7 protein-coding genes and 1 pseudogene are annotated in these 12,036 nt (G+C 40.6%); 6 read left to right on the top strand and 2 right to left on the bottom strand.

From position 1 onward, the window contains the following. Positions 1 to 479: 479 nt before the first annotated feature. A complete protein-coding gene (locus tag AC5JMK_RS20105) occupies positions 480 to 2,876 on the bottom strand; it encodes a PhoX family protein (protein WP_096673750.1) in 2,397 nt (798 codons plus the stop codon). Between the two features lie 626 nt (positions 2,877 to 3,502). Beyond that, a pseudogene (locus tag AC5JMK_RS20110) lies at positions 3,503 to 4,174 on the bottom strand (3' terminal RNA ribose 2'-O-methyltransferase Hen1); the annotation flags it as partial. A 200-nt stretch (positions 4,175 to 4,374) separates the two neighbouring features. Between AC5JMK_RS20110 and fni the strand changes: the two are divergent. From fni to AC5JMK_RS20140, 6 genes are all read left to right on the top strand, one after another. Next, the gene (fni, locus tag AC5JMK_RS20115; protein ID WP_096673745.1) at positions 4,375 to 5,424 is read left to right on the top strand and encodes a type 2 isopentenyl-diphosphate Delta-isomerase; all 1,050 of its coding nucleotides are present in this window, start codon (positions 4,375 to 4,377) and stop codon (positions 5,422 to 5,424) included. Between the two features lie 335 nt (positions 5,425 to 5,759). Continuing rightward, positions 5,760 to 7,592 carry a signal peptide peptidase SppA gene (gene sppA, locus AC5JMK_RS20120; RefSeq protein ID WP_096673742.1) on the top strand — a complete coding sequence of 611 codons (1,833 nt, stop codon included), beginning with the start codon at positions 5,760 to 5,762 and terminating at the stop codon, positions 7,590 to 7,592. A 29-nt stretch (positions 7,593 to 7,621) separates the two neighbouring features. Continuing rightward, a complete protein-coding gene (locus tag AC5JMK_RS20125) occupies positions 7,622 to 7,870 on the top strand; it encodes a TIGR02450 family Trp-rich protein (protein WP_096673740.1) in 249 nt (82 codons plus the stop codon). 858 nt (positions 7,871 to 8,728) lie between these two features. Further along, positions 8,729 to 9,595, top strand: a complete 867-nt coding sequence (gene bchL / locus AC5JMK_RS20130) for a ferredoxin:protochlorophyllide reductase (ATP-dependent) iron-sulfur ATP-binding protein (RefSeq protein WP_096673737.1) — start codon at positions 8,729 to 8,731, stop codon at positions 9,593 to 9,595. Between the two features lie 23 nt (positions 9,596 to 9,618). Next, on the top strand, positions 9,619 to 10,413 hold the full coding sequence (locus AC5JMK_RS20135) for a DUF5331 domain-containing protein (protein ID WP_096673735.1): 795 nt from the start codon (positions 9,619 to 9,621) through the stop codon (positions 10,411 to 10,413). Positions 10,414 to 10,511: 98 nt separating this feature from the next. Next, the gene (locus AC5JMK_RS20140) at positions 10,512 to 11,912 is read left to right on the top strand and encodes a ferredoxin:protochlorophyllide reductase (ATP-dependent) subunit N (protein WP_096673733.1); all 1,401 of its coding nucleotides are present in this window, start codon (positions 10,512 to 10,514) and stop codon (positions 11,910 to 11,912) included. Positions 11,913 to 12,036: the final 124 nt, after the last annotated feature.

Raw genomic sequence — 12,036 nt, forward strand, 5'->3', positions numbered from 1 at the left:
TCAAACCTCAACATTCTGGTTTAGAACCCCAACATTCTGGTTTGAAACCAAAAAATTCTGGTTTCAAACCTCAACATTCTGGTTTAGAACCTCAAAATTCTGGTTTCAAACTTTGATATCTTGCATCAGCTTTTCATCCCGCCAATAAATAAATTTATTGGCTAATAGCTAAAGTCAGATAAATCTGACTAGGACAGTGTTTGAGTCAGTTTTAACGGACTTACGCTATTAGCCTCACCAATTAATTCTGAGGCGGGATATAGGGTTGGTGCAAGATATCAGAACTCAAAAATTCTCGCTTCAAGGCGATTCTTCTCCCTTATCCCCCGTGTCCCCCTTGGGGTTGCCAAAGGCGGTGGGGTTCTTTCTATGCGTCTTCATATGGAAATGGTATCAGATCCCGGACTTTTTAAAGAAGTCGGGGATCTTGTCTGGAGCGAATGATTTAATGATAATAGTTAACAGTTAACTGTTAACTGTTAAATAAACCTACCTTTACCCTCTTTGCGGTAAATACCAATTACAGATGGAATTGGAAATCCTTTCGGATCAGCTTTACCACCATCTTCTGTAGACATATTGCTAGGCCAGCTACTACCACGGGGTACTGTACGAGTCTGATTGAATGTCTTTCCATCCAAATCTAGTATTTCAATACTACGGTTCAATATTGTGCCATCATTAACTGGGCAATTTTCACCAGGATGCTGTATCGCAATAATCAACGTATCTCCGACAAAAGTTGGGCCTGTCATCTCACAACGCACTGGACCTTGAGCAAAAGGTATTACTGTTCCTGCGTTTGGTCCAAAAGTAGGAATAAAGAACAGCCAGTTATTACCAAAAACACCTGTAAAACTGGAAACATTACCACTGGCTGTATGATTGATGGTGTTTGGAGTACCAGTAGCACCTATACTAAAACCATTATGGGTATCGGTGGACATATCTGTCACACCCCAAACGTTACCTCGAAAATCAATAACTAAGTTATCTACATTTGCAAAACCAGCCCCAGTTTCAGAACCAGCTTCTCCACCTTGTTTAAATCTTTCCCACCGGAAACTAAGACCTGTACCATCGGTGCTATCTTCAATAATTTTGTAAAGTCCACCTGATTGCTGAGTTGCATTTGGATCTGTGCTTAACTTAGCAACTTGGAAAACGCGGGAATCAGGATAACCATCACTTCCTGGCGCACCATCGGTATAGGAAATAAATACTTCTTTGGTGAGTGGATGAACTTCTAAGTCTTCTGGACGTGCTGTGGGGGTTCCACCAGCCAGGTTTGCAGCTAGGAAAGCATCACAGAGAATAGCACCTTGGTTAGGATAAAAGTCAGATAACTTTTTACCTTGATAATCAGGTAGTGCTGTTGCTTCATTGGTGCGATCGCAGTTAAATGCACCACCATCGCTAGTTTGTTTCGCAATACCTTTACGTTTGGGTAGTTTGATCAAACCATTTCTTTGTGCTGAACCTAAAGCAGCAAATTCTTTTTCAGAAAGAACGCTGGGTGCTATGGGATCAGTGGAAGTATTTATAAGCAAAGGTATCCATTTACCTGTACCATCTGGATTATAACGGGCAACATACAAAATACCACTTTCCCACAACTTACTGTTGTTTTGATCAGTTGGATTAGATACGGTATCTGTGCTGACAAACTTCCAAGTGTGTCCCCCGCGTCTGTCATCACCCATGTAACCGATTAATTTCTTACCTGCTTCGGCGCGAACAGCAATATTTTCGTGGCGGAAACGACCTAACCAAGTGTGTTTGCGGGGACGGAAATTTGCATCGGCCGGATCAATTTCTACCATCCAGCCGTATTTTTCCCCTACTAAACCAAAGGTTTTGCCAACTGTATCATCTGTGTAACCTGTTTGAGTACCATCAGGTTTGACAAACTCAGTCACACCCACAAAAAATTCTGCACTTCCTTGGAAGTTTTCTTCAGCAGTTAATACAGTTCCCCAAGGAGTTGTACCACCAGAACAGTTGTAGGCTGTACCAATAATTTTATTACCTAGTCCGTCGGCGCTAATGGTAAAAACTTCAGTTGCACCTGGGCCTGTACCAATTAAATAGTTTTGATCTCCTTGCTGATGGGGACGACTTCCCCAAGCAGTAACATTTTTATATTCATCACTGCGTTGGCTGTTGATTCCTAATCCCGAAAGACCATGAATGCGGCGGTTGTTGGAATCTTTGACAACTTGGAATTTATTGCTACGATTAGAACGATTGCGGCGAGAGATACGGACAACAGATGCACCCAGGTTATATAAAAATTCTCCGTCTAGTTCAATGTTTCTTTGGGAGGGTAAATTCCACCCAATTATTTGACTAAATGTAGTGGGGAATCCGCTTCCTTTGAGATCAGATGGAATTTCTGGTGCTAATTCAGAAATAGGATAACTAATATATTCATGATTTACGAATAAGTAGCCATCATTCTTGTTAATGCTAGGGTCAGGATTCAAGTCTCTATCAATCGAGATAAAACTAGTGTGGTCGCAGTTGTAACCTACATAATCATAGTCGTTGGGAAATACGCGATCGCCCCAACTAACTATGACATAGCGATCGTACTCTGGTGGAACTACCACATCATCGATAACTGTGTAGCTATTTAATTTTGCATCTCCAGAAGCCTTACGTACTTCTCCTTTTTCAATTCCTGTTGGTAAATAACTATTTAGCTCTTGATAAATTGGTAAAGGATGGGGTAAGCGTACAGGTGTAAATCTCAATGGTACAATTTTTGCTTCGGCAATACTGGAAACACCATTTATAAGTTTGTCTCCTATTACAGCAGCACCAGCACTACCAGCAAAAAATACTAAAATTTGTCTGCGACTAAATTTAGACATTAATTTTCCTCTCTTGCAGTGTTAATTACATCAACTTTTAGTGAAAAAAAGCAAGGTGATATCAGTAAAGACTTGCTCTAGAAACTGAATATCAAAACATCTGTATATACGAATCTTTTCCACCCCATTACTACTAGGGATAAATAAGTCAAACCCTTTCACAATGAAGCTATTAAATCTAGAATCTATTGATTAATTTATTCTTGCCAAAAAAGCATAGCGAGTTATTATTATCAAAATAATAACTTGATAAATACATCAATTTTTTTTGGTAAAATACAGGCAAGATCTATGTTTATTGTTTATACACCTAAATTCGGATGAAAAAAGTTAACAATATAAATCTAAATAACAAACATTAAAAACAGATTATATTTAGGTTAATTGAATTATTTTATTAACATTAAAAACAAGTTATTTTTAGGTTAAATAAAATCAAAATGTTATTGTGATTCAATAAGAAAAGCAATTATTTTTAAATTTCAAAAATAAAATAAAGAGTCCGCGCAGGCGCTCAGTGCATCGCAAGCTCAGTACGAGACGCTCAGTCGAACGATTGGGGATTGAGTCCCAGGATTTATCCGCTTTCTTGTACTTTGCTCGGAATTATCGGTCAGATTGTTTCAGCGTTTGAGGTAACCTTTGATAATTTGTTTTCGTGCTGGATGAGTATTCAGCCAACTTTCACCATGACGCAGTAGCTTCTCGACTTCTTCGTCATTCATCCAGTAGTATTTATCATCATCAAATACTGGTATAAGCACGTAGATATGACTTAAAAGATCGGCAAGAGTCAGGGTGTGGTGTAGTTCAACAGTATAATAATGACTCTGCCCCCACTCTGGAAACTTTTCATCAAGCAGATGACCTGTGGTGCTGACAGAGTAGCCCAAAGGTTCAAATAATTGTCGCAGCAACCCTTCACCGTCCCGACAGGGTACAACAGATAATCTTGCTACTAAGGGAATAGGAGTTTGTGCTAGTTTCAGTCTCTCTTGGGAAGGAGTAGTAAGAGTTGTATTGAAGACTTGTGCGATCGCCACACTTAAAAACGAAGAAGCAACATAAGGGCGATCGCTCAGATATTGCTCAGTACTTGAACCACGTCTTTGTGCTAATTTCACAGGGTTAATTTCCAGCAGCAGCGCCGCCGTACAACGCTGTATATCTGCTTCTGGATAAAATACATGTGCCTGTCCAAAGGGAAAAGTAAAAGACTGGCAAATATCTGGATGTTTATGTAGTAGGTAGCCTAGCTCTGTAGCAGGCTGATGTGTAGTCGAAATTGTCAGCAGCATTCACTTTCAATAAAGGCGATTATAAGAAAGATTAATGAATACTACCACTGTCAAGTCTGTGATTACGTAAAATTCCTCATACTAACAATACATTTTGCTGTTGCAAGCACAAATCTATGAGGAGCGGCAGATCATTACCCATTCCACACCATGCCTAGTACTGACACAATAGAAATAATATCCTAGAAAAACACCTACCCGTGAACATGCCCATTAGCCCATCCGCCACTACCCAAATTCGTAAAGCCGACCATATCCGCATTTGTCTAGAAGAAGATGTGCAATTCCAACAAACCACCAATGGACTAGAAAAATATCGTTTTAGCCATTGTTGTTTACCGGAACTCGATCGCAATGAGATTGATCTGAGTACTAATTTTCTAGAGAAGCAATTAGGCGCACCGTTGTTAATTTCTTCCATGACTGGAGGAACTCCAGAAGCAGGAATGATTAACCGTCGGCTAGCAGAAGTTGCTCAACACTATAAATTTGCTATGGGTGTCGGTTCTCAACGCATAGCTGTGGAAAAACCTTCTGTGGCTGAAACCTTCGCCGTCCGCAAATATGCGCCCGATGTTCTCCTGTTTGCCAATTTGGGTGCTGTTCAACTCAACTATGATTACGGTTTAGAAGAATGTGTACGAGTTATTGATATTCTCGAAGCTGATGCCCTGATTTTGCACCTCAATCCACTACAAGAGTGTATTCAACCCAAAGGTGATATAAATTTCAGAGGCTTATTTGACAAAATAGCTAATTTATGCGACAAGGTATCCGTTCCTGTAATTGCCAAAGAAGTAGGCAATGGTATCTCAGCAACAATGGCACAGAAGCTGATTGCAGCAGGAATAAAAGCAATTGATGTGGCTGGTGCTGGTGGCACTTCTTGGGCAAAAGTGGAAAGTGAGCGAGCAGAAAATCCCTTACAACGCCGTTTAGGTCGAACCTTTGCAGATTGGGGTTTACCAACGGCGGAGTGCATCACCAGCATTCGTGCAGTTGCACCAACAGTACCTCTAATTGCCTCCGGTGGATTGCGTCATGGACTGGACGTAGCAAAAGCTTTGGCATTGGGAGCAGATGTAGCTGGTTTAGCAATGCCATTTTTGCAAGCGGCTGCTTCTTCAGAAGCTGCTGTTTACGACTTGGGTGAAGTATTAATTGCTGAAATCACTACAGTGCTATTTTGTACTGGCAACGCTACTATTAGGCAATTACAATCTTTAGGGAGTTTAGAACCCATAAAATAAGTATATATAAAGTAGTTGTAGTTAATTGGTTATTGGTAGTTAGTACGGGCGTAGACGCGCTCTGCGCGGCTTCTTTTAAAGTACGGGCAAAATGGGAGCATCCCAATTTTTTCAATATACTGCTGGTTTAAACCGTTAGCTAATAGCAAAAATCGTCTTCAGACGACTCAAATAAATCAAGTAGTCTGCTTTAAGCAGACTTGAACTGTGAGACTGCGATTTCAATCGCACGCGGGTTTTTTAAAATTTGGGATGCTCCCCCGCCAGAATGCTCCTAACCAATGACCAATGACCAATGACCAATGACCAATGACCAATGACTAAATAAAAACAATATGCAGAATTTTATTAAACAAACTTTTGCTAGCTTAGTTGGAAGTATCCTGGGATTATTTATTTTTTTTGGTTTAGGAACTACAGGACTGTTGTTGCTGTTATTTGCAGCCTCTAGAGATGTTGGACCAGTTGTCAAAGATAAGTCAGTGGTAGTGTTTGACTTATCAACGAAAATTACTGATGGAGAGCCAAGTTCTAGTGAATTGCTACAAAAAGTAATCTCAGGTGAAGAGGAAAAGCAAATGAGCCTCCGCACTATTCTGGATAGTATCGAAAAAGCACGACGTGATCGGCGTGTTGTTGGTATCTATTTAGATGCGACTCGTATTTCTGAAAGTGAAAATACAGCAGGCTTTGCTACTTTTAAAGAAATTCGCCAAGCTCTACAAAAGTTTCGTGCTGCTGGTAAGAAGGTAGTAGCCTACGGTATGGACTGGGGAGAACGGGAATATTACCTAAGTTCGGTAGCCGATACAATTGTGCTTAACCCATTGGGAGCTATGGAAATCAATGGTTTGAGTTCCCAACCTATGTTTTTGGCAGGCGCATTACAAAAATATGGTATCGGGGTGCAAGTTGTGCGAGTAGGAAAGTTCAAGGGAGCAGTTGAACCCTTTGTACTTACTAAGCTAAGTCCAGAAAATCGCCAACAAACTCAGAAATTATTAGATGATATCTGGACAGAGTGGCGTAATGCAGTCGGATATAGTCGTAAAATTACTCCTGGAAAATTGCAAGCGATCGCAGATAACCAAGCCTTTTTGCAAGCAGATCAAGCCAAGAATAATGGTTTAGTAGATAAACTTGGGTATTTTGATGAAGTGGTTAGCGATCTCAAAAAGTTGACAGATAGCGACAAAGATGACAAAAGCTTCCGGCAAATTTCCCTAAGTGAATACGCGCAAGTCCCCGGTAAATCTTTAGGGACGGAACGCAATTCTCAAAACAAAATTGCTGTAGTTTATGCTGAGGGAGAAATTGTCGATGGTCAAGGTAGCGATGGGGAAATAGGCGGTAATAGTTTTGCCAGAATTTTCCGCAAACTACAACAAGATGAGGATATCAAAGCGATCGTCTTAAGGATTAACAGTCCTGGTGGTAGTGCGACAGCAGCAGAAGTGATGCAACGAGAAGTACGTTTAACTCGCGATCGAAAACCAGTTGTTGTGTCGATGGGTGATGTTGCTGCTTCCGGTGGTTATTGGATTGCTAGCGATTCTAACCGTATTTTTGCTGAACCTAATACAATTACGGGTTCAATAGGTGTGTTTGGACTACTGTTTAATGCCCAAAAATTAGCCAATGACAACGGCATAACTTGGGATACAGTTAAAACTGGACGCTATGCCGATAGTCAAACTCTTTCTCGTCCCAAAACTTCTGAAGAATTGGCAATTTACCAACGTAGTGTCAATAAAATTTACAATATATTTCTTGGTAAAGTTGCCCAAGGTCGGAAAATTCCCCAAACAAGGGTAGCAGAAATTGCTCAAGGTCGGGTTTGGTCAGGTACAGAAGCCAAAAATATTGGTTTAGTGGATGAAATTGGTGGTTTAGATGCTGCTATTGCCTACGCTGCTAAACAAGCAAAACTGGGAAATGACTGGGAACTACAAGAATATCCCAAATATGGGAGTTTGGGAGAACGCATATTAGGAAAAGTTCCAGAACAAACACACGCTGCTGTGAACTTGGATCAGCAAAAACTCCAATTACCAGATTCGCTAGCAACTGAATTACAAAAACTCAAAGCTGAACTTGCGACTCTACAAAAGATGAACGATCCCCAAGGAGTGTATGCTCGTTTACCTTTTAATTTGAAAATAGAGTAAATCCTTCTTTGACAAATGACCAATGACCAATGACCAAAAAACAAAAGTTTCCTTACTTAGTTGGTTCTAAGTGGACTGCACAAATAAAGGTAGATGGTTGGCGACACTTCCAAGTTGTCAACCGTAAAAATCAGGGTAAGTGGGTATATGCGGAAATGGTTTCTTCTTGTGACCCTAATGTCCGCTTTTGGATAAATGCTAAGTTACTCGAAGATCGTTCCCAATGGTATCCTGGTTGGCAATCATTGCAAGAAATTGAAGCTTTAGAGATTGGGTAGCTTAGATCTTGCACTCTTGCACTAGAAGTCGCGGCTAAACAGACATGACGCGTAGCGACCACCTACGCGGTTTAAAAGCCTTGATTTTACGTTAGTTCGCGCAGGCGGACTTGGTTTGTGTAGCCGCGATTTCTAATCACCAAGGCTAGGTACAAGATCTAAGGTAGGCGATAAAGCGATCGCTTTGAAACTTGCTGCTTCACATCCCCAAAGGATACAAAAACTGATTTTAGCTTACAACCATATTCCCTATTACCCGTTCCGATTATTTTTTAAATGTAATAATTTTTTATATTTTCTGAGTCATGACTCAAAATTAGCGATCGCTGATCTTGGTAGTTAATTTACAACTGTCTATATTTTTTGCTAAGAATCATATTTCAATTTGAACTGAGAATTTTGACAACAGAAATTATTAGCTATTTTTAAGCTGAAACAGCAAGTCTATCCTTTGCCACAACGATAGACTTGCTGTTTGATGTTCTTAAGTTCCACTTGGTCAGTATAGAGTATTAATACTCTTCTAGCATAAGTTCTATTTGATGAAAACTATATCAATCAAGGAAAGAAGTTTTTTTGCTTATTGTTACTATTTTACATATTTTAATACTATAAAAGCTTTATTTTTTTGTTTTTTAGGCCTTTAAAGGTTTAAAATAGACAAAATATCTTTTAGTCAATTTTATAAATTAAAAAGCTTGTTTTTACAACATAATTTATTTTTAAGTCCCCTTTATTTTCAGCTTTTTTTCGATAATAATGACACTCGAAGACTTAATACATCGCTGTTGCACGCGGTGCTGCAAGTGTTTGAGCCAATTGTTTTATTTATAAAAAAACCATAAGAGGCAAAAAACAGTGAGATTAGCAGTTTACGGAAAAGGCGGTATCGGTAAATCTACAACTAGCTGTAATATTTCCGTCGCTTTAGCCAAACGCGGCAAGAAAGTCTTGCAAATTGGCTGCGACCCTAAACATGACAGCACCTTCACTCTTACCGGTTTCTTGATTCCGACGATTATTGATACTCTGCAAGAAAAGGATTTTCACTACGAAGACATTTGGCCAGAAGATGTAATCTACAAAGGCTATGGTGGTGTAGATTGCGTAGAAGCAGGTGGTCCACCCGCAGGTGCTGGTTGTGGCGGTTATGTGGTTGGCGAAACAGTAAAGTTACTGAAAGAACTCAACGCTTTTGATGAATACGATGTCATTTTATTTGACGTTCTAGGCGACGTTGTTTGTGGTGGTTTTGCAGCACCTCTGAATTACGCAGACTACTGCATAATTGTGACTGATAACGGCTTTGATGCCTTGTTTGCTGCGAACCGCATTGCTGCTTCTGTCCGGGAAAAAGCTAGAACTCACCAACTGCGTCTAGCTGGGTTGATTGGGAATCGCACATCTAAGCGTGACTTGATCGATAAATACGTAGAATCTGTACCGATGCCAGTTTTAGAAGTCTTACCTCTGATTGAAGATATCCGTGTTTCCCGCGTCAAGGGCAAGACTTTGTTTGAAATGGCAGATGTAGAACCCTCTTTGAGCTACGTTTGCGATTATTATTTAAGCATCGCCGACCAACTTCTATCACTACCCGAAGGTGTTGTACCTAAAGATGCCCAAGATCGGGAACTATTCTCTTTATTGTCTGATTTTTACTTAAATCCGAATAAACCACAGGTTCCTAATCCGGAAGAAGAATTAGACTTGATGATTGTATAAATCATTTTTCTCAGGATGGGAATATGGCCTTCTTCTATAGCTTTACAGATTCATTAAAGCAAAAATGGTTGCAATTTTTCCAAGCGAATCGCGACTGGATTAAACTGCACATGGAGGTAGAATCAGTCTACACGCCTGATGGCGGCAAGCGACCACCATCTTACCTGATCCTGGGAGTGGCTAACGCGCTGGAACCGAAGCTAGCACAGTTAATGCTACCTTTTTCTAAATTGAATCCTGATGCAGATACTTTGGTTGAGGTACTGGACTTAAATTTTGATCCTGATATTGCTTTGGGGAACCGCGTTACTCCCAAATCAGAGGAATCGCTAGAAGAAGATGAATCATTAATCGCCATGCAAGCAACATCCCATGGTGAAACATTGACAAATGATTTTGACAAAGATGCGATCGCCCCTGATTTGGAAATGACCCACGACCATGAAGAAACCCTCATGGTTTCCGATACAATGGTACGGGATGAACTCAGAGCAATGGCAACGGAACATCTCAATAGCTCCAGTGAGAATTTCCCGTCCCAAGATCACAATTCTGACAACGAATTCCAGCAAACATCTCACCCAGATGCAGCAGATGAATTTGGCGATATTTCCTTTGATGCAATAAAGGAAACAGACAACACAATCTCCGCCACAGCTGCACCTGAAGAAAACGAATTTGCTGATGTGTTGTCAGATGTTTGGAGTACTGAGACTGGTTCCCTCAAGGGTGAATCAAATACAGATTTTTTTGGGGAAGAAATATCAAATAACGGTTTTGATGACTCGGATATCGCCCGTCTCTTCCCCAACACGTAAATACAGAGTTAGGAGTTTGTCATTTGTCATTTGTATTCACGAATGACAAATGACCCTTAACTCTTAACTTAAAAAATTTAAGGGGAGAATATATTAAAATGACTGTTGCTCAACCAGAAGCTTTAAATTTTGAGTGTGAAACTGGTAATTATCACACCTTTTGTCCAATTAGCTGTGTCGCTTGGTTGTACCAAAAAATTGAGGATAGCTTCTTTTTGGTAATTGGTACAAAAACTTGTGGCTACTTCCTGCAAAATGCCATGGGGGTAATGATTTTTGCAGAACCCCGTTACGCAATGGCAGAGTTAGAAGAAGGTGACATTTCGGCACAATTGAATGATTATGAGGAATTAAAGCGCTTGTGCTTGCAGATTAAGCGCGATCGCAACCCCAGTGTCATTGTCTGGATCGGCACTTGCACCACCGAAATCATCAAAATGGATTTAGAAGGCTTGGCCCCCAAGTTGGAAGGCGAAATTGGTATTCCGATTGTTGTCGCCCGTGCTAATGGCTTAGACTACGCCTTCACCCAAGGGGAAGACACGGTGTTAGCAGCAATGGCTGTGCGTTGTCCAGATAAAGTTTCTGTGGTAGAAGCAGAGAAAAACGAGCGTAACGCCATTCAAAAACTTCTCAACTTTGGTAAGAAAAAAGAAGAAGTTGCTGAAGAAGAGTCTGAATACGTCGATCATCCACCGCTAGTACTATTTGGTTCACTCCCCGATCCCGTAGTTACTCAGCTGACTCTAGAACTGAAAAAACAAGGTATTAAAGTTTCTGGTTGGCTACCCGCCAAACGTTTTACAGAATTGCCTGTCATTGAAGAAGGGTATTATGTAGCTGGTGTCAATCCTTTCCTCAGCCGTACTGCTACAACTCTGATGCGTCGTCGCAAATGCAAACTCATCGGCGCACCTTTCCCCATCGGGCCAGACGGAACCCGTGCTTGGATTGAGAAAATTTGCTCGGTGTTTGGTATTACCCCGCAAGGTTTAGACGAACGAGAAGCCCAAATTTGGGAAGGTTTGGAAGAATACGTCAAACTAATTCGTGGTAAGTCTGTATTTTTCATGGGTGACAATTTGTTAGAAGTTTCCCTAGCACGATTCTTGGTACGCTGCGGAATGACTGTGCATGAAATTGGTATCCCCTATATGGACAAGCGCTACCAAGCTGCTGAATTAGCCTTGCTGGAGAAGACTTGTAAGGAAATGGGTGTACCTATACCCAAGATTGTTGAGAAACCAGATAATTACAACCAAGTCCAACGAATTTATGAGTTAAAGTCTGACTTGGTAATTACTGGTATGGCTCACGCCAACCCCTTAGAAGCACGGGGAATTAATACTAAATGGTCTGTGGAATTTACTTTTGCTCAAATTCACGGTTTTACTAATGCTCGTGACATTCTGGAGTTAGTTACTCGTCCACTCCGTCGCAATAATAGTCTCAAAGATTTGGGCTGGGATAAGTTGGTGAAGGAAGAAGCTAAAATTTAGAATTTGAGTTTCGATTGAGCAACATCATGATTCATTAGTAGAGGCGTTGCAGTGCAACGTCTTCCAGTTCATACAGCGTATTGCAGGTTTATGAAGTACAGTAACAACAGTTTGTAAACCAGTT

The sequence above is a fragment of the Pelatocladus sp. genome (genome assembly GCF_059505505.1).

Excerpts from the sequence above, each read along its gene's own strand:
- AC5JMK_RS20105 (WP_096673750.1), bottom strand. The coding sequence starts at position 2,876 with ATGTCTAAATTTAGTCGCAGACAAATTTTAGTATTTTTTGCTGGTAGT.
- sppA (WP_096673742.1), top strand. The coding sequence starts at position 5,760 with ATGCAGAATTTTATTAAACAAACTTTTGCTAGCTTAGTTGGAAGTATC.
- AC5JMK_RS20125 (WP_096673740.1), top strand. The coding sequence starts at position 7,622 with ATGACCAAAAAACAAAAGTTTCCTTACTTAGTTGGTTCTAAGTGGACT.
- AC5JMK_RS20135 (WP_096673735.1), top strand. The coding sequence starts at position 9,619 with ATGGCCTTCTTCTATAGCTTTACAGATTCATTAAAGCAAAAATGGTTG.
- AC5JMK_RS20140 (WP_096673733.1), top strand. The coding sequence starts at position 10,512 with ATGACTGTTGCTCAACCAGAAGCTTTAAATTTTGAGTGTGAAACTGGT.